Origin of the sequence: Pseudomonas sp. JUb42 (genome assembly GCF_024807945.1) — a bacterium.
Classification (GTDB): domain Bacteria; phylum Pseudomonadota; class Gammaproteobacteria; order Pseudomonadales; family Pseudomonadaceae; genus Aquipseudomonas.
This window is the reverse complement of sequence record NZ_JANUFD010000004.1, coordinates 67,294-88,353: the sequence shown is the minus strand read 5'-3', so window position 1 is coordinate 88,353 and position 21,060 is coordinate 67,294. Positions and strand designations below refer to the sequence as shown.

The window sequence follows — 21,060 nt, the reverse complement described above, 5'->3', positions numbered from 1 at the left end:
CGGTTTAGTGGGTGAAGGGGCGGAGTGAAATGCCCGTTTAACGACGGATTGGTCTCTGGAATCAGGGGGCCGGATTAATCTGCACAGGGACGAAGCATGTTTGCTCAGACTGGTGTGGCGGATGCGGTCATTCTTATCGTGGATGACCAGGCGCACAACGTTCGGATTCTCAGGGAAGCGGTGCATGACCTGGGTGAAGTATTCTTCGCCACCAATGGTCAGGATGCCATTGCCATGGCTCATCAGTGTCGTCCGGATGTCGTGCTGCTGGATATCGAGCTTGGCGTCATGGATGGCTATGAAGTCTGCGCGCTGTTCAAGCGCGATCCTTTGCTGCGCGACGCCGCAATCATTTTTGTCACCTCCCATACCCAGGCCGAATTCGAGTTGCAGGCGCTTGAGCATGGCGCCCTGGATTTTCTGCAAAAACCCCTGAACGTTCCGGTGGCTCGTGCGCGCATCAAGACCCATGTGGCGCTGCGCAGCGAGAGCAAGAAATTGCTCGCTGCCCAGCGTGATCTTGAGGAACTGCTTGAGCATTTACCGGTGCTCGTTGCCAGTTGGAGTCAGGACCTGCGCTGCCTGTTCTGCAACGACGCCAACGGCAGCTGGTTTGCAAGGCCCGCACGGGAGATGCCTGGCCTTGAACTGAGCGATATTCTCGATCCGGCTTATTTGCAGGCCTTGCAACCCTGTATCAAAAGCGTGCTTGAAGGCCAGGCGGTGGATTGCGAGATTGAGGTACAGCGGCTGAGCGACGACTGCCGCTACAGCCATGTTGTGCTGATTCCGCGTCAGATCAATCAGGTGCACAGTGGCTTTCTGATGCTGTTGACCGACATCACCGATCGCAAGATGGCCGAGGTCAAGCGCCTGGAGTTCATGACCTCTCATGATTCGCTGACCCATCTACCCAATCGCAGGATGCTGCAACAGCGTATTGCCCTGGCGTTGCGCGCCGTGCAACTGCGTGACCAGCAGGTCGGGATGCTGGTGGTGGACATCGATCAGTTCAAATCCGTCAACGACGCCACCGGCCATGCGGTGGGCGACAACCTGCTGCAAGTGCTCGCCAGGCGCATGCAACAGGTGTGCAGCGAAGGGCAGACAGTCAGTCGGCAAAGCGGTGATGAATACGTGTTATTGGTGCCGGGGCTGGTCAACGTCCGCGACCTGGCCGATTTTGCCGAGCGCATTCAGGGGGTGATTCACGAGCCGATCTGGATCGAGGGCGTCAGCTATGAGCTGACGGCCAGTATTGGCATCAGCGTATACCCGGACGATGGCGATGATGGTGATTCGTTGTATAGCCATGCCGAAGCGGCGATGTATCAGGCCAAGCAGGACGGGCGCAATCGCTACCGTTTTTTCAGCTCGGATCTGGAAAGCAGCACGCGCTCGCGCTTATTGCTCATCCGGCAGATGCGCGAAGCCCTGGCCACGGGGGCTTTCGAGGTCCACTACCAGGCCAAGGTCGATGTGCTGCATGAGTGGATCGTCGGCGTCGAAGCCTTGGTGCGCTGGCCGGACGCGCCTGGCGGCCCGCTTTCGCCTGCAGTGTTTATCCCCCTGGCCGAAGAGACCCGACTGATCATTCCCCTGGGCCACTTTGTCCTGCGCCAGGCTTGCCTGCAGGGGCGGGTCTGGCAGGATCGCGGGCATGGGGTGGTGGTCAGCGTCAACGTCTCGGCAGTGCAATTCCAGGACGGCAGCTTTCAGCAACAGGTGCGTGACATCCTCGCCGAAAGCGGCTTGCGCCCTGCAGCGCTGGAGCTGGAAATCACCGAAGGCGTGCTGATCCAGGACGTCGGCAGCGGGCTGGCCACGCTCAACGCGCTCAAGGCCCTGGGCGTGCGGATTTCCATCGATGATTTCGGCACGGGGTATTCGAGCATGAGCTATCTCAAGCGCTTGCCCATCGATGTCTTGAAGATTGACCAGAGCTTTGTTCGCGACATGCTGTCCACCACGGCGGACGCGGCCATCGTCGAAGCCATCATCAGTATCGGCAAGGCGCTGAATCTGGAGATGATCGCCGAAGGCGTGGAAACCCCGGAGCAGGCCAGGGCGCTGCTGGTCAGGGGCTGTCCAATCATGCAGGGTTATCTCTACAGTCGACCGGTCCCGGCCATGCACATGAGCGCGTTGCTGGAGCAGGGCGCCGAGACCCTGTTGACCTCCACGCTGGGGGCACGGCCTTGAGCTCCATGGCCAAGGTGGCATTTCTGATCGGCGTGCTGCTCAGTGGGCTGGCAGCCTGGCAGGTACAGCGCAATAACGACGAGCAGGTACGCCAGGCCCTGCAGGTGGAATTGCAGGAGACGACCCAGGCCGTGTTCGCCCGGATCAGTCTCTACAGCTATGGCCTTTACGGTTTGCGTGGCGCCTTGCAGACGGTTGGCATCGATGCGTTCAACGAAACCCTGTTTCAGCGCTACAGCCAGACACGCAGCTTGCAGCGCGAGTTTCCCGGCGCTCGCGCCTACGGGGTGATTCGTCGCGTGACCGAGCAACAGGCGCCTACTCTGGTCCAGCAGATGCGTGAAGCCGGTCGGCCGGACTTCATGATCAGCCAGTTCACGCCCCGGGCCGGTGACCGCTTCGTGATCCAGTACATGGACCCGCTGCCGCCCAACGTGCGGGCGCTGGGTGTGGATATTGCCTCTGAGCCGTCAAGGCGCAGGGCGGCGGAAGAAGCCATGCGCAGCGGCGAGCCGATGCTGACGGCGCCCATTGCGCTGGTTCAGGACGGTGGTGAACAGCAGTCATTCCTCATGCTGCTGCCCTTCTATGACAGCGTGACCCTGCCTGCGACCCCCGCCGAGCGCGAGCGGCGCCTGCTGGGCTGGACCTTTGCACCACTTAACATGGGCGAGGTGCTGGAAAACCTGGGCATTCATACCAGCGGCCTGGGCCTGCGCATTTATGATCATCAGGTCAATGGCGACGATGTCCCTTTCTTTCGCGACCGCCGGGCGTCGGCCTCCTCGGGCGAACTGCGCGTGATGGAACAGGAGAACCTCGATCTCTTCGGGCGGCAGTGGCGCATCGAGGTCGACGGCTATCAGCTGTTTATCGACAACCTGAATCTGTTTTCGCCCTATACCGCTCTGCTTATCGGCGTGTTGCTGACAACGCTGCTCTGCGCCCTGGTGTCGATGCTGCAGGTCACCAATCAGCGGCGTCAGGAGATCGCATCCGAACAGGCCAAGCTGGCGGCGATTGTCGAAAGCTCGTCTGACGGCATCATCGGCAAGGATCTGACCGGGGTCGTGACCAGTTGGAACAGGGGCGCCGAACATATCTTCGGGCATACCGCCGAACAGGCCTTGGGAAGTCGCCTGGCCACGCTGATCGTGCCCTCGACCATGCAGGATCAGGAGTTCGATATCCTGCGTCGGGTCGGGCGCGGCGAGCGGGTTCCGCATTTCGAGACCCAGCGCCTGCACCGCGACGGGCATATTGTCGATGTCTCGGTAGCGGTTTCGCCGATCCATGATGCTGACGGCCGGGTCATCGGTGCTTCGAAGACCGTGCGCGATATCTCCGTGCAACGGGCTGCCCAGGCCAGCATTCAGGCCCTGTATGCCGATCTGGAGCGGCAGGTGGAGCAACGTACTGCCGAGCTGACCCAGGCCAAACAGCTGGCCGATGGTGCCAACGCGGCCAAATCATCGTTCCTGGCCAATATGAGCCATGAAATCCGTACGCCGCTGAATGCGATCCTCGGCATGTTGCAGTTGATCCGCCAGACCCCGCTGAATTTCCGTCAGAACGATTACGCCAGCAAGGCGCAGTCGGCTGCCCGTTCGTTGCTGGCGCTGCTCAACGATATTCTCGACTTTTCCAAGATCGAGGCCGGCAAGCTGGTGCTGGAGCAGCATCCCTTCGAGCTGGAAAAGCTCATGCGCGAACTGGGCGATGTGTTGACCGGCAATCAGGGCGACAAGGTGATCGAGGTGATTTTCGACCTCGATCCCAACCTGCCCAGTGTGCTGTTCGGCGACAGCCTGCGCCTGCAACAGGTGCTGATCAATCTGGCTGGCAATGCCTTGAAGTTCACCTTGCAGGGGCATGTCATCGTCAGCGTCAAGGCACTTGGCCGCGCAGAGAGTACGGTAACCCTGCGTATCAGCGTGACGGACACCGGCATCGGTATCAACGACGACCAGCTGGAGCGGATTTTCGAAGGCTTCGCCCAAGCCGAAGCCTCCACCACCCGGCGTTTCGGCGGCACAGGGCTGGGGCTGGTGATTTGCAAGCGCCTGGTGCAGTTGATGGGCAGCCAGTTGCAGGTGGCCAGCGAGGTCGGCAGGGGCAGTCGCTTCTGGTTCGATATCGAGTTCGGCGTACGTCGACATTCGCCCCTCAAGGCTTCTTGCCCGGCGGTAGGGCGCGATCTACGCGTGCTGGTTGCCGACGACAATGCCGTCGCCGGTGAGTTGTTGGGCAGCACCATTGTGTCCTTGGGCTGGCGGGTTGATCGGGTCAGCAATGGCCGTCAGGCGGTGGATCGGGTCTTTCAGTCCAGCAGGGACGGGCAGCCCTATGACGTGGTGCTGATGGACTGGCGCATGCCGGAGCTGGATGGCCTGGCGGCGGCTGGAGTGATTCACGAGTCGGTGGAATTAGCCAACCAGCCGGTGATCATCATGGTCACGGCGTTTGGCCGGGAAATGCTCGATGATGACAAGTCCCGTCGTGACCCGCGGCAGGTGAATTTCCTGACCAAGCCGCTGACCCCGCAGCAATTGGCCAATGCTGTGCAGCGGGCGCTGGACGGCAAGTCCGACATTGCCGTGGTGCCTTGCGTCTATGCTCCGACCCGGCGCCGTCTGGAGGGCCTGCATCTGCTGGTAGTAGAGGACAACGAGCTGAACCGCCAGGTCGCTGCCGAGCTGTTGGGTCTGGAGGGTGCCAGCGTGGTTCTGGCCGAAGGCGGCTTGCAGGGGGTTGAGCAGACCCTGACCGCCTCGCCGCCATTTGATGCGGTGATCATGGATGTGCAGATGCCGGACATCGATGGCCTGGAGGCGACCCGCAGGATTCGCGCCCATGCCGGTTTTTCCAGTCTGCCAATCCTGGCCATGACCGCCAATGCCTCGCCGAGCGACCGTGCGCTGTGCCTGAAAGCGGGGATGAATGAACATGTGGGCAAGCCCATCGATATCAATCAAGTGGTGGACATGCTGCTCAGGCTGACCGCGCACTATCGCCTGGAACACCCGACTATCGGCGAGGAGGAGGTGGTTGCTCAGGAGTCGAGTGCGGTTGAGGCGCCGGATTCTATCCGCAACCGCTTCGGCGGCAACCTGCATCTGTTTCAACGCCTGCTGAAAACCTTCCGGGTCGATGCGCTGCGGCATCTGAGCGAACTGGAACGGCTGCTGGAACACCCCGATGCGGCGGCGATTCTGGTGGTATTGCATACCCTCAAGGGCAGTGCCGGCAGCATGGGCGCCAGGGCGCTTTACCTGAGGGTGCGGGAGCTGGAAGCGCAGGTGCGCGATCCGGATCACCCGCAGATGTTTGAGGCGGCTCAGCTGGACGAACTCAAGGCGCTGACTGATCAGTGCAGCGATCAACTCAGTGCGTGGGTCGAAGACTGTCTCGACGAGAAACCGCCTCCCGGCCTCACTGCCTGGGCTATGACGCCCCGGCAATGGCACGATGAGCTGGAGCGCATCCTGCCATTGCTGGAAAGCCGCAATATGCGCGCAGTGGAATGGTCGGACGAATTGCTGGGCGATGTCGGCTCATGCTGGGACCGGCGCTTCCTGTCCCTGGTCGAGCAGATTCAAACCCTGGAGTTCGAGAAAGCGGCGGATACGGTGCGGCAGTTGCTCGCCGAAGCGGATCAGTAACAGAGCATCATGCTATCGTTGAGCTTTTAGAACGACACTTTTTAGAACGCGCGTGTGACGCTGCGGTCTGCACTCTATCGCTTAGAAGGTCTTCTCAGGAGCTGCCCGATGCCGCAAGAACTGATCCTCAACCAACGTATTGTCCTGGCCTCCCGTCCTCACGGTGCGCCGACCCCGGAAAACTTCCGCCTGGAGCGCGAGGCGTTGCCGGATCTGGAAGAGGGCCAGGTGCAGTTGCGCACCCTGTACCTGTCCCTGGACCCCTATATGCGCGGGCGGATGAGCGATGCGCCGTCCTACGCCGACCCGGTGGCCATCGATGCGGTGATGGAAGGTGGTGCCGTCAGTGTCGTCGAACAATCACGCAATCCGGCATTCAAGGTCGGTGATCAGGTGGTCGGTCAGACCGGCTGGCAGAGTCACAGCCTGTCCGACGGCAAGAACCTGATGCGCCTGCCCGAAGGCATCCCCAGCCCGTCCATGGCGGTCGGCGTGCTCGGCATGCCGGGTATCACCGGTTATATGGGACTGATGGATATCGGCCAGCCCAAGGCCGGTGAGACCCTGGTGGTGGCGGCTGCGACCGGCGCGGTAGGCACTGTGGTCGGTCAGGTTGCCAAGCTCAAGGGCCTGCGCGTCGTAGGCGTGGCCGGTGGTGCTGACAAATGCCGATATGCGGTGGAAGAACTGGGCTTCGATGCCTGTATCGACCACAAGGCCGCAGATTTCGCCGCGCAATTGGCCAACGCGTGTCCGGCGGGCATTGATATCTATTTCGAGCTGGTCGGCGGCAAGGTCCTCGAAGCGGTGGTGCCGCTGCTCAACGCGCGCGCACGGATTCCGCTGTGCGGGATCATCGCCCAGTACAACGCCACCAGCCTGCCCGAGGGCCCGGACAAACTGCCGTTGCTGATGCGTACCCTGCTGACCAAGCGCGCGCGGATCCAGGGGTTTATCGTCTACGAGCAGTATTACCATCGCCTCGACGAGTTCATGCAGGCCATGGTGCCGCTGGTGCGCGAGGGCAAGGTGCGTCTGCGTGAAGATGTGGTCGAAGGCCTGGAACATGCGCCCGATGCCTTTATCGGCCTGCTGCAGGGGCATAACTTCGGCAAACTGGTGGTCAAGGTCTCCGAGGCCTGAATTGACGCTTACCCAAGGCGCGGGTATAAACCGCGTCTCGTGTTTTTGTCGGACTTTTCGCCATGAGCTTCAGCCCCCTGATTCGCCAACTGATCGACGCCCTGCGCATCCTGCCAGGCGTGGGGCAGAAAACCGCCCAGCGCATGGCTCTGCAACTGCTGGAACGTGATCGCAGCGGCGGTTCGCGCCTGGCCCTGGCCCTGAGCCAGGCCATGGAAGGGGTCGGCCACTGCCGCCTGTGCCGGACCCTGACCGAAGACGATCTGTGCCCGCAGTGCTCCGATACGCGCCGCGACGACACGCTGTTGTGTGTGGTCGAGGGGCCGATGGATGTCTACGCGGTGGAGCAGACTGGCTATCGCGGTCGTTATTTCGTGCTCAAGGGCCACCTGTCCCCCCTCGATGGCCTCGGCCCTGAGGCCATCGGCATCCCCCAGTTAATGACGCGGATCGAGGAGCAGGGCAGCTTCACCGAAGTGATCCTGGCCACCAACCCGACAGTGGAGGGTGAGGCCACGGCCCACTACATCGCGCAACTGCTTGCCAACAAGGGCTTGATTGCCTCGCGCATCGCCCATGGCGTGCCGCTGGGTGGCGAGCTGGAACTGGTCGACGGCGGCACCCTGGCCCATTCGTTTGCCGGGCGTAAGCCGATAGCTTTGTAAATGCGCGTGCCTTATCTCTGACACCCCCGTTCATGCACAACAAATGCACTCTAATGTGGGAGCCGCCTCCGGTGGCGATCGAGTGCGCAGCGCTCGCCAGTTTTTGCGGCTGCTGCGCACCCGATCGCCAGCAAGCCGGCTCCCACAGGTATCTGTGACAAACCCAAAGCTGCGGGGAGGCGGGTGACTCACATCCTGTGGGAGCGTGGCTTGCCCGCGAATACGGATTTTCAGGCGCAGAAATTGGCAGGATGTACCGACCTCTTCGCGGGCAAGCCACGCTCCCACAAAATCCCATTCCAATTTAGCGGGGTGTACGACCGTTACTGCTCGGACAGACCAAACTGCGTCAGGCAGAACGTCGGCACCAGCATGGCTTGCAGGCGCTTGGAACCGCCCAGTTCCGGCAGGTCGATGATCGCCGCCGCTTCATGGATGTGTGCGCCCATGCGCCGGACCAGATTGGCTGCGGCGATCAGGGTGCCGCCTGTGGCAATCAGGTCATCGAACATCACCACCGAGTCGCCATCGCACAGGCTGTCAGCATGCACTTCCAGCAGGGCTTCGCCGTATTCGGTCTGATAGGCCTCGGACAGCACGTCGGCCGGCAGTTTGCCTTGCTTGCGGAACAGGATCAGCGGTTTGTTCAGCTCGTAGGCCACCACCGACCCGATCAGGAAACCACGGGCGTCCATCGCCCCGACATGGCTGAAGTCGGCGTCGATATAGCGCTGCACGAAACTGTCCATCACCTGGCGCATGGCCTTGGGTGACTGGAACAGAGGGGTAATGTCGCGAAAGATCACGCCCGGCTTGGGGAAATCCACAACCGGGCGGATCAGGGACTTGAAATGCGGTTCGTCAAAAATCATCGAAGAGTGATCCAGAGCAATGAGGGCTGGCAGTGGTTCGCTAGTCTAATCCCCTCAGGCTCTAAATCACACGTTTCAGCTCTCTATGGCGCCACCGGCCAGCGCACAGAGTTGAATCGGATCGAGAATATGGATTTCCTTGCCCTCGGCAGCGATCAGCTCGTTCTGCTGGAAACGGGTGAAGACCCGGGACACGGTTTCCACCGCCAGGCCCAGGTGATTGCCGATTTCATTGCGCGACATGCTCAGGCGGAACTGGTTGGCCGAGAAGCCACGGGCGCGGAAGCGTGCCGAGAGGTTGACCAGGAAGGTGGCGATGCGTTCGTCGGCGGTTTTCTTCGACAGCAGCAGCATCATTTGCTGGTCGTCGCGAATCTCGCGGCTCATGACCCGCATCAACTGCCGGCGCAGCTGCGGCAGCTGGACGGAAAGCTCGTCGAGGCGTTCGAAAGGGATTTCGCAGACTGAAGTGGTTTCCAGAGCCTGTGCCGATACCGGATAGGCCTCCGAGTCCATGCCCGACATGCCGACCAGTTCGCTCGGCAAGTGGAAGCCGGTCAACTGCTCTTCGCCGCCATCGCTGATGCTGAACGTTTTCAGCGCGCCGGAGCGTACCGCGTAGACCGATGCAAAGGTGTCGCCCTGGCGGAACAGAAATTCGCCTTTCTTCAGGGGGCGACCGCGTTTGACGATCTCGTCCAGCGCATCCATGTCTTCCAGATTCAGGGACAGGGGCAGACACAACGGGGCCAGGCTGCAATCCTTGCAATGAGCCTGGTTATGGTTACGCACTTTGACGGGCTCGGACATCACTTCATTCCTTGTAGGAAATCACTCATAAGTTGTAAGGGTAACTCACTGGGAGCGGTTCCGGCCAGTGCCCGAAAGTTCACCAACGGTACTCAAACTTATGGTTCGGGCGCCGATAGCAATAGAGTCATGTGCTTTTCAAGCCGGAGCGTTCTCATGCAATCCATAGGTCCAAGCATTCTCGCCACCCTGGGAATTCGTCCGGCCAGCAAAGATGGCAAGTCGACCACGACCTCGTCGGCGACGGCTGATCAGCCGGCCAAAGCGGGTATCCAGGTGGACCTCTCGGCACTGGGCAAAGCCCAGGCGGCAAAGGCTCTGGCGGGGCATTCCGAGTATGCCGATATAGCTCAGAGCGGGTTGCCGGAGTCGGTGCAGAAGACTCTGCGGGCGGTGCGTGATACCCAGACCAGGATCGAGCAATTCAACCAACAGTTGCAGACTGCGCTCAAGGATCAGAGCCTGACGCCGGATATGCGTCAGGCCCGCACCGCCGGTCTGCAAACCCTGTTGGGAGCCTTGCAGCGTCAGGTCGCCAACTCCACCAGCGACCTTTCGTCGCAGATGAGCAGCCTGCAATTGAGCCAGAGCGACAAGGTCAAGGCAGGCATGCTGGTGCTGGCGAAGATGTGAGAGTGTCACTGGGGGAGCTAATTCAGTGGGAGCGAATTCATTCGCGAAGAGGCCGGTACATCCGATTGATATTTGCTGCCTGGAATACCGTTTTCGCGAATGAATTCGCTCCCACAATTCGCTCCCACACTATGTGCTCCCACACCCTGCCAAGCGTTTGCCGCGCGCCAGTGCGTTGCCGGTTACGCCTCAAATCACCCGTGAAAACCTCTGCCGGTTCTGTTGGGTCAGGTAGGCATCGAACACCATGCACACCGAACGCACCAACAGCCGACCCGCGGGCTGCACTTCGATGCCGAAGTCGTCGATGGTTATCAGACCATCGGTAGTCATTTCCTCCAGTAGTGGCCATACCTCGCTGAAGTAGTCACGGAAGTTGATGGCGAATTCATTTTCGATAGTGGCGAACTCCAGGGTGAAATGGCAGATCAACTGCTGGATCACTGCCCGGCGGATCCGGTCATCGTCGTTGCATTGCAGACCGCGCTTGGTTGCCAGTTGATCGCTGGCCAGTAGCGCCTGGTAGTCGCTCAGGTCGCTGCTGTTCTGCGTATACAGATCGCCAATCTGGCTGATGGCCGAAACGCCCAGGCCGATGAGGTCGCAGTGGCCATGGGTGGTGTAGCCCTGGAAGTTGCGTTGCAGGGTTAGTTCTTCCTGGGCCACGGCCAGCTCGTCATCGGGCAGGGCGAAATGGTCCATGCCGATATAGCGATAGCCGGCCTTGGTCAACTGATCGATGGTGCGCTCGAGCATCAGCAGCTTTTGCTCGGGCGACGGCAGGTCATTGCTGTCGATACGCCGCTGCGGCATGAAACGCTCCGGCAGGTGCGCATAGTTGAATACCGAGAGCCGGTCCGGTTGCAGGGTGATGACTTCTTCCACGGTGCGGGCGAAGGCCTCCGGTGTCTGCCTGGGCAGGCCGTAGATCAGGTCGATGTTCACCGAGCGAAATTGCAGGGTGTGCGCGGCGTCGACGATGGCGCGGGTTTCCTCCAGGCTTTGCAGGCGATTGACTGCCCGCTGCACGTCCGGATCAAGGTCTTGCACACCGAGGCTGACCCGGTTGAAGCCCAGTTCACGCAACAGACCCATGGTCGACCAGTCGGCCTCCCGCGGGTCGATCTCGATACCGTAGTCGCCGGAATCGTCGTCCAGCAGATTGAAGTGCTTGCGCAGGTGGGCCATCAGCTGACGCAGTTCGTCGTGGCTGAGAAAGGTCGGGGTGCCGCCACCGAAGTGCAATTGCTCGACCACCTGGCCCGGATCGAGGTGGCAGGCCAGCATCTGGATTTCCTGTTCCAGCCTTTGCAGATAGGGTTGGGCGCGGCCGCGGTCCTTGGTGATGACTTTGTTGCAGGCGCAGTAGTAACAGATGTTGGCGCAGAACGGGATGTGCACATACAGCGACAGCGGGCGCACGGCCTTGCGGCTGTCGCGCAGCGCGTGGAGCAGGTCAAATGCGCCCACTTGCGTGTGAAATTGCACTGCGGTCGGGTAGGACGTGTAGCGTGGTCCTGCGCAGTCGTAGCGGCGGATCAAATCAGAGTCCCAACGAATGGCGTCGAGCATGCGGGTATTCCCCCGGATAGGCTTGCAGTGCGTGTCAGTCTAGGGAATGTGCTTTCGGGGAGTCTTGATTTGGGTCAAGGCGCTTTTTAGCGTCATGTTCGTATGACGATTGTTAATGTCCCATCAGCCAGTGCTGATGCGGCCCCGGCAGGGTCCACAGGCCGAACAGCATCACCAGCAGGCCGCTGGCCATGCGCACGCCGCGCTTGCGCAGCAGGGCGGTGGTGCGCTCGGCGGCCAGGCCTGTGGCCAGGAGGATCGGCCAGGTGCCGATGCCAAAGGCCAGCATCAGCAGGGCGCTATCGACAGCATTACCCTGGCTGGCCGCCCATAGCAAGGTGCTGTAGACCAGCCCGCACGGCAGCCAGCCCCACAGCGCGCCCAGCAGCATGGCGCGGGGCAGGCTCGACACCGGCAGCAAACGACTGGCAACTGGCTGGATATGCCGCCACAGGCCGCGACCGAGGCCTTCGAGACGGGTCAGGCCGCTCCACCAACCGGCCAGATACAGGCCCATGGCAATCAACAGCAGCGCGGCGATGACTCGCATCAGGGTGGCGGCGGGGCTATTGGCCACTGCCCAACCGGCGAGGCCGGTGAGCAGTCCGGCCGTGGCGTAGCTCAGCACTCGCCCCAGGTTATAGGCGAGCAGCAGGCGAAAACGCCGGTTGCGTTGCTCTTTGGGGATCGCCAGGGTCAGCGCGCCCATCAGGCCACCGCACATGCCCAGGCAATGACCACCGCCCAACAGACCCAGAATCAATGCCGACAGCAGCAGCGGAACCAGCTCAAGCATGGGGTCGCGGCTCGTCTTTGCTCGGCTTGCCGGTACTGGCAGGGTGGCTGATTGCGGCCTGATGGTTGGGGTCCAGATCATCGAACAGGATGCTGTGGGCCGGGCTTTCCAGGTCGTCGTACTGGCCGCTGTCCACGGCCCAGAAGAAAATGCGCACGGCGATGGCGACGATCAGCAGTGCCGCAGGAATCATGATGTAGAGCGCAGGCATGGAGCCTCCCAGCAGGTCCGGCGAGTCAAGTCGCCAGTACCGGATTGACAGAATTGACAGCGATGCTGCTGCGGGCCTGAGGCAGGCGGGTCAGGCGCAAGGCATTGAGGACCACGGTCAGGGAGCTGATGGACATGCCGATGGCGGCCCACACCGGGGTGATCCAGCCCAGTGCGGCAAAGGGCAGCATAAGACCATTGTAGAGCCCGGCCCATAGCAGGTTTTCGATAATCACCCGGCGCGTACGTCTGGCCAGACGGAAGGCTTCGACCAGAGCCTGCAGGCGATTGCCCAGCAGCACGGCATCGGCACTGGTTTTCGCCAGATCCGTGGCCGAGCCCATGGCCACACTGATATCGGCGGCAGCCAGCACCGGTACGTCGTTGACCCCGTCGCCGAGCATCAGCACCTTACGCCCCTGTTGGTGCAGTTGATGCAGCACGGCGAGTTTGTCGTCCGGGCGCAGGCCGCCCCTGGCTTCGTCGATGCCCAGTTCATGGGCGACGCTGGCGACCATCGGTGAACTGTCGCCGGACAGCAGCAGGGTTTTCCAGCCTCGGGCCTGACAGGCTTGCAGCAGTTCGAGGGCGTCGTCGCGCAGGCGGTCATCGAGGATGAACCAGGCCAGCGGCCCCTGGCTGTCGCCCAGCAACAGGCACTGGCCTGTTGTCTCGGGCATGGCTGGCAGGTCGCTGGCGCTCAGGGCGCAGACAAAACCCGGCTGGCCGATGCGCAGGCGCCGTTCACCCACCGTACCTTCCAGGCCTTCACCCGGTCGGCTGTGAACATGCTCGGCGGCTACCGGCGCGCGGCCGAAGGCGCGGGCGATCAGATGTTCCGAGCGGTTTTCCAGGGCGGCGGCGAGATCCAGGCAGGTGTTGGCGTCCAGCTCTGTCAGGGGCTTGATGCTGCGCATGGTCAGGCGGCCCTCGGTGAGGGTTCCGGTCTTGTCGAAGATGACCGTGTCGATCTGATTCAGGCCTTCAAGCACATGGCCACGGGTCAGCAGCAGGCCGAGTTTGTGCAGGGTGCCGGTGGCGGCGGTCAGCGCGGTCGGGGTGGCCAGGGACAGTGCGCAGGGGCAGGTGGCGACCAGCATCGACAGGACGATCCAGAACGCCCGGCCCGGTTCCAGATACCACCAGAGCAGGCCGATGAACATCACGGCCAGCAACGAAAACAACAGAAACCATTGCGATGCACGATCGGCGATCTCGGCCAGGCGCGGCTTCTCGCCCTGGGCGCGATCGAGCAGACGGACGATGGCCGACAGCCGGGTATCTTTACCCAGAGCGAGGACTTCCACGGTGAGTGCGCCTTCGACATTCAACGTCCCGGCGGTGACCGCATCGCCAGCATGGCGTGGCTGCGGCAGGTATTCGCCAGTCAACAGCGACTCATCGACGCTGGATTGTCCCTGCAAAATCCGCCCGTCAGCAGGAATGACCGCGCCGGGGTGGACCAGCACCTGATCACTGATGCGCAATTCGCTGAGCAGGATGCGCTCGCTCTGGCCATCGGCGCTCAGGCGCAGGCAGGAGGCGGGCAGCAGGTTGACCAGTTGCGCCGTCGCCGCCGCCGTGCGCTCCCGGGCACGGCGCTCCAGATAGCGACCGGTGAGCAGGAACAGGGCAAACATGCCCACGGCATCGAAATACAGCTCGCCGCTGCCGGTGATCGCCGTCCAGATCCCCGCCAGATAGGTGCTGCCAATGGCCAGGGACACCGAAACATCCATGGTCAGGTGGCGGGTGCGCAGATCGCGCAGGGCGCCATGGAAAAACGGTGCGCAGCTGTAGAACACGATGGGGGTGGTCAGGAACAGCGCGACCCAGCGCAGAATGGTATGCATCTCCGGGCTGAGGTCGATGTTGAATTCCGGCCATGTCGCCATGGTGGCCATCATCGCCTGGAACCACAGCAGACCCGCCACCCCCAGTTGGCGCAAGGCCCGACGGTTTTCCCCGGCCAGTTGCTCGGCGGCCCGGTCGGCCTGCCACGGATGGGCGGCGTAGCCGATGCTGCGCAATTCGGTAAGGAGTTGGCTGAGGGGCAACTGGCTGTCGACCCAGCGCACATGCAAACGATGGTTGGACAGGTTCAGCCGCGCTTCGGCCACGGCCGGCAGGCGTGACAGATGACGCTCGATCAGCCAGCCACAGGCGGCGCAGCTGATGCCTTCCATCATCAGGGTGGTTTCGCTCAGCTCGCCTTCGTGATGGACAAAAGGTGCCTGAACGTCAGCGCGGTCGTACAACGCAAGCTCGTCCACAAGCTGCACCGGCAGCGTCTCAGGGTTGGACGACGCTTCGCTGCGATGGCTGTAATAGCTTTCCAGGCCACCGGCCACAATGGCCTCGGCCACAGCCTGGCAACCGGGGCAGCACATCTCCCGGTTAGCCCCGAGGATCACCGTGATAAAGCGGCTGCCGGGGGGAACGGGCAGGGCGCAGTGGTAGCAGGGCGTGGGTTGGGTCATGAGTTCATATGTCTGTTGGAGCGAGGCTTGCCCGCGAAGAACGATAACGCGGTAGGTCTGATTCACCGCGGCGATTGATTCGCGGGCAAGCCTCGCTCCCACAAAGGGCTGTCGTCCCTGTTAATTATCGATATCTTCCGCCCCCTGGATCGGTTCGTCGCCCAGGGTCAGGTCCTTGAGGTGGCTGACCTGTTCTTCTTCGAACAGGCGCCAGGTCTGGCCGTTTTCAACGCCCATCAGCTCGACGAAGCGGCGGCCTTCGATCTTGTCTGGCAACTGGCCAATATAGCGACCGGCTTCACTCGGGCTGCGGTTGAGGACGATCTTGCGATCCTTCTCCGGTTGGGTCGGTGACATCAGGTTCAGTTGCAGGCTGTCGGGCTGGCTGTTGCCGCTCAGGCGCAGTTCCAGCTCGCCGGTCACTTCGTCCAGATGCAGGCTGGCGCGCAGCTTGAGAGACTGGGCCAGGCGCTCGCGATCCAGGGACCGATTGATGCCCTTGCCCGCTTCGTAATAGTTGTCGTTGACCAGGTTGTCCGGGTTCTTCACGGCAATCACCACCATGGACAGGGTCAGACTGACCGAGCAGGTAAGAATGCCGATCAGGATCCAGGGCCAGAGTTGCTTGTACCAGGGGCTGGGTGCAGGTGCCGAAGTCGGTGCGTACATGACAATGTTCTCTTAACGAATCTGTGGGCCGATAAACCGGCTCTTGGCTTCAACGTGGCTGCTGCTGTCGTCCGCGTCCTTGAGGCTGAAAATTACTTCGTTGGTACTTGACGGCAGCTGTTCCGGGGCACTGGACAGCTCGACCGGCATGCTGAAGATTTCGCCGGCCGGGACGCGGAACTCGCGGCGCCCCTGCAGCTTCAGGTCAGGCAGGCCGGAGGCATCAAGCACATAGGTGTGATCGACCTGATCCTTGTTCATGATTTTCAGGGTGTAGACGTTTTCGATCCGCCCCTCGGCGTTTTCCCGGTACAGCACGCGGTCCTTGCTGATATCGAAACCCACCAGCGAGCGCATGAAGAAAGCCCCGGCCAGCAGGCCAATCATCACCAACAGGACCACGGCGTAACCGATCAAGCGCGGGCGCAACTTGTGGGTGACCTGGCCCGACAGGTTGTGTTCGGTGGTGTAGCTGATCAGGCCGCGCGGGTAGTGCATCTTGTCCATGATGGTGTCGCAGGCATCGATGCAGGCGGCACAGCCGATGCACTCGATCTGCAGGCCGTCGCGAATGTCGATGCCGGTGGGGCAGACCTGGACACACATGGTGCAGTCGATGCAGTCACCCAAGCCCTGGGCCTTGTAGTCCACTTCCTTTTTGCGGGTGCCGCGTTTCTCGCCACGGCGTGGGTCGTAGGAGACTATCAGGGTGTCCTTGTCGAACATCACGCTCTGGAACCGCGCATACGGGCACATGTAGATGCACACCTGCTCACGCAGCCAGCCGGCATTGCCGTAGGTAGCCAGCGTGAAGAAACCGACCCAGAAGTAGGACCAGCCATCGGCCTGGCCGCTGAAGAATTCGATGACCAGCTCACGAATCGGCGCGAAGTAGCCGACGAACGTCAGCCCGGTAACGAAACCGATGATCAGCCACAGGCTGTGCTTGCCCAACTTGCGCACGAACTTGTTGGCGCTCATGGGCGCCTTGTCGAGCTTGATGCGCTGGTTGCGGTCGCCTTCGGTGACTTTTTCGCACCACATGAAGATCCAGGTCCAGACGCTTTGCGGGCAGGTATAGCCGCACCAGACACGCCCGGCGAACACGGTGATGAAGAACAGGCCGAAGGCGGCGACGATCAAAAGGCCCGACAGCAGGATAAAGTCCTGAGGCCAGATAGTGGCGCCGAAGATGTAGAACTTGCGCTCCGGCAGGTTCCACCAGACCGCCTGATGGCCGCCCCAGTCGAGCCAGACGGTACCGAAATAAAGAAGAAACAACAGCGCGCCACCGGCCATGCGCAAGTTGCGGAAAATACCGGTAAAGGCACGGGTGTAGATCTTCTCGCGTGACGCATAAAGATCGACAGTGGTCGTGTCTTTTTTGGGTGGCGGGGTGATGTTTTGGACCGGAATCTGGTTACTCATCGGAGCGTCCCACGGCAGTGGAAAAATGCCTCAGCCAGTACGTGCCGACTGTGGTCAGAAGGTGCTGCTTTTGTGCCGTCAATGATACGCCTGTCACTCTAACGCAAGGCTGCGGCCTGTGGTCGCGTTGGGCTCCAGCGAGTGATGGTGTAAGTGATCCAAGTCAATTGACGTGTTAATTATGGTTGGTTTTTCGAGGATTAAAGAGCAATGCGATGAATTAGCCGTCGCCTCAGTACCCTGTTCGACACTGCGCATCGCAGGACGAATGTGGGACCGGCTTTAGCCGGGAAGACGTCGGCAGGACCAATATATTTCTATCGGTTGTTACATCGTCTTCCCGGCTAAAGCCGGTCCCACAAACCTCATTCCAATTCAGAGGGTTGCGTTGCTTCTATTTGGTCTCGGTCGGCTTCTCCCCATGGGACAGGCTATACACATACGCCGCCAACAAATGAACCTTGTCATTACCCTGCAGCAACTCCTGGGCCGGCATCTGGCCCTGGCGGCCGTAGCGGATGGTCTGTTGCAACTGGGCGAAGCTTGAACCGTAAATGAATGCTGCCGGATGGGTCAGGTCGGGGGCGCCCATGGCGGCGGTGCCCTTGCCTTCGGGGCCGTGGCAGGCGGCGCAGTTGGCAGCGAACAGCTTCTGCCCGGCGGCCGGATCGGCCTTGGCGTCGTCGGGCAGTTTGCGCCCGTCCAGTTGGCTGACGACAAACGCGGCGACATCGCGCACGCCTTGCTCGCCGATGACTTCACCCCAGGCCGGCATCACCGCCTGACGGCCACCCATAATGGTGGTCTTGATGGTCTGGGCATCGCCGCCCCAGCGCCAGTCGGCGTCGGTCAGGTTGGGGAAACCGTAGGCACCCTTGGCGTCGGAGCCGTGACATACCGAGCAGTTGGAGGCGAACAACCGCGCGCCCATTTTCAGCGCTTGCGGGTCCTTGGCCACTTCCTCGATGGGCATGGCGGCGAATTTGGCGAAGATCGGCCCGAAGCGGGCTTCCGAGCGGGCCATTTCCTTCTCCCACTCATGCACGCCGGTCCAGCCCTGCTGGCCATTGGAGAAGGTCACTTGCTTGTCGTTATCGACGTAGTTGTAACCAGGCAGCAGGCCTTTCCAGTTACCCAGGCCGGGGTACAGCACCAGGTAGCCGAGGGCGAAGATGATGGTGCCGACGAACAGCATGAACCACCAGCGCGGCAGTGGGTTGTCGTATTCCTCGATGCCGTCGAAGGAGTGGCCGACGGTCTGGTCGGTTTCCCCGCTGCGCTGGCCCTTGCGGGTTGCCAGCAGCAGCCAGCTCAGGCCGAAGATGGTGCCCAGGGTCAAAACCGTGACATACAGACTCCAGAACGTACTCATGCCTTGTCTCTCCCGGCGGCCTTGGCTTGCTCGACCTTGCGGATGGCCTCGGGGTCATCGGCAAACGGCAGCAGGGTTGCATCTTCGAATTCAGATTTGCGCTTGGGGCTGAACACCCACAGCGCAAGACCAATGAAAGCCACCATCACGACGAGGGTGCCCAGGCCACGAATCATGCCGATATCCATCATGCTCACCGTTTGCTCTTGATAAGGGTGCCCAGGCCTTGCAGGTAGGCTACCAGTGCATCCATTTCGGTCTTGCCCTTGACTGCATCCCGGGCACCGGCGATGTCGGCGTCGGTGTAGGGCACGCCAAGGGCACGCAGCACTTCGAGTTTCTTCGCGGTGTCCTTGCCATCGAGCTTGTGTTCGACGAGGAACGGATAGGCCGGCATGATCGATTCCGGCACCACGTTGCGCGGGTTGTACAGGTGCGCCCGATGCCAGTCATCGGAGTAGCGCCCGCCGACCCGGGCCAGGTCCGGGCCGGTGCGTTTGGAACCCCACAGGAACGGGTGGTCCCAGACGCTTTCCCCGGCCACCGAGTAGTGGCCGTAGCGTTCGGTTTCGGCGCGGAACGGGCGGATCATCTGCGAGTGGCAGCCGACGCAACCGTTGGCGATGAACACGTCGCGGCCTTCCACTTCCAGCGCCGGGCGCGGCTTCATGCCTTCGATGGGCTTGTTGGTGACGTCCTGGAAAAACAGCGGGACGATCTGGGTCAGGCCGCCGATGCTGACGGCGATGACCATGAAGAAGGCCAGCAGGCCAATGTTCTTTTCAACGACTTCGTGTTTCATCAGTGCGCCCCCACGACAGCGATCTGCGCAGCGGCTTCGGCTTCTTCAGGAGTCGAAGCACGTACGGTGCGCCAGACGTTGTAGGCCATCAGCAGCATGCCACTGGCAAAGAAGGCGCCGCCCAGCGCGCGGACGATATAGCCCGGATGGCTGGCTTGCAGGGCTTCGACGAAGGAGTAGGTGAGGGTGCCATCATCGTTGATGGCCCGCCACATCAGGCCCTGGGTGATGCCGTTGACCCACATCGAGGCGATATAGAGCACGGTGCCGATGGTAGCCAGCCAGAAGTGTGCGTTGATCAGGCCGATGCTGTGCATCTGCGGGCGGCCGAAGATTTTCGGGATCATGTGGTAGATCGCGCCGATGGAAATCATCGCCACCCAGCCCAGGGCCCCGGCGTGGACGTGGCCGATGGTCCAGTCGGTGTAGTGGGAGAGGGCGTTGACGGTCTTGATCGCCATCATCGGCCCCTCGAACGTCGACATACCGTAGAACGCCAGGGACACCACCAGGAAACGCAGGATCGGGTCGACGCGCAATTTATGCCAGGCGCCGGAGAGGGTCATCATGCCGTTGATCATGCCGCCCCAGCTCGGGGCCAGAAGGATGATCGACATCACCATACCCAACGACTGCGCCCAGTCCGGCAGGGCGGTGTAGTGCAGATGGTGGGGGCCGGCCCAGATATACAGGGTGATCAGCGCCCAGAAATGCACGATGGACAGGCGATAGGAATAGATCGGCCGTTCGGCCTGTTTGGGCACGAAGTAATACATCATCCCGAGGAAACCCGTGGTCAGGAAAAAACCCACGGCGTTGTGCCCGTACCACCACTGGATCATCGCGTCGGTGGCCCCGGCGTAGGCCGAGTAGGACTTGAAGAAACTCACCGGCAAGGAGATATGGTTGACGATATGCAGCATCGCCGTGACCAGGATAAAGGCGCCGTAGAACCAGTTGCCGACGTAGATGTGCCTGGTCTTGCGCTTGACGATGGTGCCGAAGAACACCGCTGCATAAGTGATCCAGACCACCGCGAGCAAAATGGCCAGGGGCCATTCCAGTTCGGCGTATTCCTTGGTGGTGGTGTAGCCCATGGGCAGGGTGATCAGGGCGCCGACGATCACCGCCTGCCAGCCCCAGAAGTGAAACGCCGCCATGCTGTCGGAAATCAGCCGCACCTGGCAGGTACGTTGCACCACGTAATAAGAGGTGGAGAACAGCGCGCAGCCGCCAAAGGCGAAGATCACAAGGTTAGTGTGCAGCGGTCGCAGGCGGCCGAAAGTGGTCCATTCCAGACCGAAATTCAGGTCCGGCCAGACCAGCTGCGAGGCGATGAACACGCCCAGGCCCATGCCAAGAATCCCCCAGACCACCGTCATGATGGCGAACTGGCGGACGACCTTGTAGTTATAAGCCGTCGGACTTATTGCTGTGCTCATTCTAAGGTTCCACGGTTTGGCTATTTATTAGAGTGCAAACCGGGCGCAGTCGATGACACACCTTGGTAGGTGTTCGAAGGCCCTGTCTGACGAATCCCTCGCAAGCGCACGCAAGCGGAATTCGTTTTAGCAGACCGAGGAAGACGGGGCAGGTCGAGTGGCGTGTGAGTCCTGAGTCAGGAGCTTCCCTTCACTTGGCCTGTGGCCAGCAAATGCCGGTCCACTATGGTGGCAAGCTTAGTCGTGATCGGCAGGGGAGGGAAGTCGGTGGCAGCGCAACTGCGACACTTGGTCACGTCATC

17 protein-coding genes are annotated in these 21,060 nt (G+C 61.4%); 5 read left to right on the top strand and 12 right to left on the bottom strand.

Translation table 11 applies throughout. The features are described from left to right. Window positions 1–96 precede the first annotated feature (96 nt). From M2401_RS09325 to recR, 4 genes are all read left to right on the top strand, one after another. Complete coding sequence (locus tag M2401_RS09325; protein WP_259101900.1) at window positions 97–2,202, top strand: bifunctional diguanylate cyclase/phosphodiesterase; 2,106 nt, start codon at window positions 97–99, stop codon at window positions 2,200–2,202. A gap of 5 nt (window positions 2,203–2,207) precedes the next feature. Beyond that, entirely contained in the window at window positions 2,208–5,864 is a 3,657-nt protein-coding gene (locus M2401_RS09320) for a CHASE domain-containing protein (protein WP_259101898.1), read from the top strand. A 108-nt stretch (window positions 5,865–5,972) separates the two neighbouring features. Continuing rightward, window positions 5,973–7,007, top strand: a complete 1,035-nt coding sequence (locus M2401_RS09315) for an NADP-dependent oxidoreductase (RefSeq protein WP_259101895.1) — start codon at window positions 5,973–5,975, stop codon at window positions 7,005–7,007. A gap of 62 nt (window positions 7,008–7,069) precedes the next feature. Next, window positions 7,070–7,672, top strand: a complete 603-nt coding sequence (gene recR / locus M2401_RS09310) for a recombination mediator RecR (protein ID WP_259101892.1) — start codon at window positions 7,070–7,072, stop codon at window positions 7,670–7,672. A gap of 323 nt (window positions 7,673–7,995) precedes the next feature. Here the strand turns inward: recR and M2401_RS09305 are convergent, their stop codons facing one another. Beyond that, entirely contained in the window at window positions 7,996–8,544 is a 549-nt protein-coding gene (locus M2401_RS09305) for an adenine phosphoribosyltransferase (protein ID WP_259101890.1), read from the bottom strand. A 75-nt stretch (window positions 8,545–8,619) separates the two neighbouring features. After that, on the bottom strand, window positions 8,620–9,354 hold the full coding sequence (fnr, locus tag M2401_RS09300) for a fumarate/nitrate reduction transcriptional regulator Fnr (protein WP_259101887.1): 735 nt from the start codon (window positions 9,352–9,354) through the stop codon (window positions 8,620–8,622). A gap of 156 nt (window positions 9,355–9,510) precedes the next feature. On the opposite strand from fnr, the gene M2401_RS09295 reads away from it, so the two are divergent. Then, window positions 9,511–9,987, top strand: coding sequence for a chemotaxis protein (locus tag M2401_RS09295; protein WP_259101885.1), 477 nt, complete (start codon window positions 9,511–9,513; stop codon window positions 9,985–9,987). Window positions 9,988–10,176: 189 nt separating this feature from the next. Here M2401_RS09295 and hemN read toward each other — a convergent pair whose 3' ends face one another. From hemN to ccoN, 10 genes are all read right to left on the bottom strand, one after another. Continuing rightward, window positions 10,177–11,559 (bottom strand): oxygen-independent coproporphyrinogen III oxidase, encoded by a 1,383-nt coding sequence (gene hemN / locus M2401_RS09290; protein ID WP_259101882.1) that lies wholly within the window; start codon window positions 11,557–11,559, stop codon window positions 10,177–10,179. 112 nt (window positions 11,560–11,671) lie between these two features. Continuing rightward, window positions 11,672–12,355 carry a sulfite exporter TauE/SafE family protein gene (locus M2401_RS09285; RefSeq protein ID WP_259101880.1) on the bottom strand — a complete coding sequence of 228 codons (684 nt, stop codon included), beginning with the start codon at window positions 12,353–12,355 and terminating at the stop codon, window positions 11,672–11,674. Beyond that, window positions 12,348–12,566 (bottom strand): cbb3-type cytochrome oxidase assembly protein CcoS, encoded by a 219-nt coding sequence (ccoS, locus tag M2401_RS09280; protein ID WP_259101878.1) that lies wholly within the window; start codon window positions 12,564–12,566, stop codon window positions 12,348–12,350. The genes M2401_RS09285 and ccoS overlap by 8 nt, the downstream gene beginning before the upstream one ends. 25 nt (window positions 12,567–12,591) lie before the next feature. Continuing rightward, window positions 12,592–15,045, bottom strand: coding sequence for a heavy metal translocating P-type ATPase (locus tag M2401_RS09275; RefSeq protein ID WP_259101876.1), 2,454 nt, complete (start codon window positions 15,043–15,045; stop codon window positions 12,592–12,594). A gap of 120 nt (window positions 15,046–15,165) precedes the next feature. Then, window positions 15,166–15,714: a FixH family protein gene (locus M2401_RS09270; protein ID WP_259101873.1), complete on the bottom strand. Its 549-nt coding sequence runs from the start codon at window positions 15,712–15,714 to the stop codon at window positions 15,166–15,168. A 12-nt stretch (window positions 15,715–15,726) separates the two neighbouring features. Beyond that, window positions 15,727–17,142, bottom strand: a complete 1,416-nt coding sequence (gene ccoG, locus M2401_RS09265; protein WP_259101871.1) for a cytochrome c oxidase accessory protein CcoG — start codon at window positions 17,140–17,142, stop codon at window positions 15,727–15,729. A gap of 394 nt (window positions 17,143–17,536) precedes the next feature. Next, on the bottom strand, window positions 17,537–18,514 hold the full coding sequence (ccoP, locus tag M2401_RS09260; RefSeq protein ID WP_259101868.1) for a cytochrome-c oxidase, cbb3-type subunit III: 978 nt from the start codon (window positions 18,512–18,514) through the stop codon (window positions 17,537–17,539). After that, window positions 18,511–18,702 (bottom strand): cbb3-type cytochrome c oxidase subunit 3, encoded by a 192-nt coding sequence (locus tag M2401_RS09255; RefSeq protein ID WP_259102688.1) that lies wholly within the window; start codon window positions 18,700–18,702, stop codon window positions 18,511–18,513. Before M2401_RS09255 ends, ccoP begins: the two co-directional genes overlap by 4 nt. 5 nt (window positions 18,703–18,707) lie before the next feature. After that, window positions 18,708–19,316: a cytochrome-c oxidase, cbb3-type subunit II gene (gene ccoO / locus M2401_RS09250; RefSeq protein ID WP_259101866.1), complete on the bottom strand. Its 609-nt coding sequence runs from the start codon at window positions 19,314–19,316 to the stop codon at window positions 18,708–18,710. Next, window positions 19,316–20,758 carry a cytochrome-c oxidase, cbb3-type subunit I gene (gene ccoN / locus M2401_RS09245; RefSeq protein WP_259101863.1) on the bottom strand — a complete coding sequence of 481 codons (1,443 nt, stop codon included), beginning with the start codon at window positions 20,756–20,758 and terminating at the stop codon, window positions 19,316–19,318. Before ccoN ends, ccoO begins: the two co-directional genes overlap by 1 nt. Between the last annotated feature and the right edge of the window lie 302 nt (window positions 20,759–21,060).

What these genes read in the sequence shown, in the direction of transcription:
- M2401_RS09325 (WP_259101900.1), top strand. Translation starts at nt 97, where the DNA reads ATGTTTGCTCAGACTGGTGTGGCGGATGCGGTCATTCTTATCGTGGAT.
- M2401_RS09320 (WP_259101898.1), top strand. Translation starts at nt 2,208, where the DNA reads ATGGCCAAGGTGGCATTTCTGATCGGCGTGCTGCTCAGTGGGCTGGCA.
- M2401_RS09315 (WP_259101895.1), top strand. Translation starts at nt 5,973, where the DNA reads ATGCCGCAAGAACTGATCCTCAACCAACGTATTGTCCTGGCCTCCCGT.
- recR (WP_259101892.1), top strand. Translation starts at nt 7,070, where the DNA reads ATGAGCTTCAGCCCCCTGATTCGCCAACTGATCGACGCCCTGCGCATC.
- M2401_RS09305 (WP_259101890.1), bottom strand. Translation starts at nt 8,544, where the DNA reads ATGATTTTTGACGAACCGCATTTCAAGTCCCTGATCCGCCCGGTTGTG.
- fnr (WP_259101887.1), bottom strand. Translation starts at nt 9,354, where the DNA reads ATGTCCGAGCCCGTCAAAGTGCGTAACCATAACCAGGCTCATTGCAAG.
- M2401_RS09295 (WP_259101885.1), top strand. Translation starts at nt 9,511, where the DNA reads ATGCAATCCATAGGTCCAAGCATTCTCGCCACCCTGGGAATTCGTCCG.
- hemN (WP_259101882.1), bottom strand. Translation starts at nt 11,559, where the DNA reads ATGCTCGACGCCATTCGTTGGGACTCTGATTTGATCCGCCGCTACGAC.
- M2401_RS09285 (WP_259101880.1), bottom strand. Translation starts at nt 12,355, where the DNA reads ATGCTTGAGCTGGTTCCGCTGCTGCTGTCGGCATTGATTCTGGGTCTG.
- ccoS (WP_259101878.1), bottom strand. Translation starts at nt 12,566, where the DNA reads ATGCCTGCGCTCTACATCATGATTCCTGCGGCACTGCTGATCGTCGCC.
- M2401_RS09275 (WP_259101876.1), bottom strand. Translation starts at nt 15,045, where the DNA reads ATGACCCAACCCACGCCCTGCTACCACTGCGCCCTGCCCGTTCCCCCC.
- M2401_RS09270 (WP_259101873.1), bottom strand. Translation starts at nt 15,714, where the DNA reads ATGTACGCACCGACTTCGGCACCTGCACCCAGCCCCTGGTACAAGCAA.
- ccoG (WP_259101871.1), bottom strand. Translation starts at nt 17,142, where the DNA reads ATGAGTAACCAGATTCCGGTCCAAAACATCACCCCGCCACCCAAAAAA.
- ccoP (WP_259101868.1), bottom strand. Translation starts at nt 18,514, where the DNA reads ATGAGTACGTTCTGGAGTCTGTATGTCACGGTTTTGACCCTGGGCACC.
- M2401_RS09255 (WP_259102688.1), bottom strand. Translation starts at nt 18,702, where the DNA reads ATGGATATCGGCATGATTCGTGGCCTGGGCACCCTCGTCGTGATGGTG.
- ccoO (WP_259101866.1), bottom strand. Translation starts at nt 19,316, where the DNA reads ATGAAACACGAAGTCGTTGAAAAGAACATTGGCCTGCTGGCCTTCTTC.
- ccoN (WP_259101863.1), bottom strand. Translation starts at nt 20,758, where the DNA reads ATGAGCACAGCAATAAGTCCGACGGCTTATAACTACAAGGTCGTCCGC.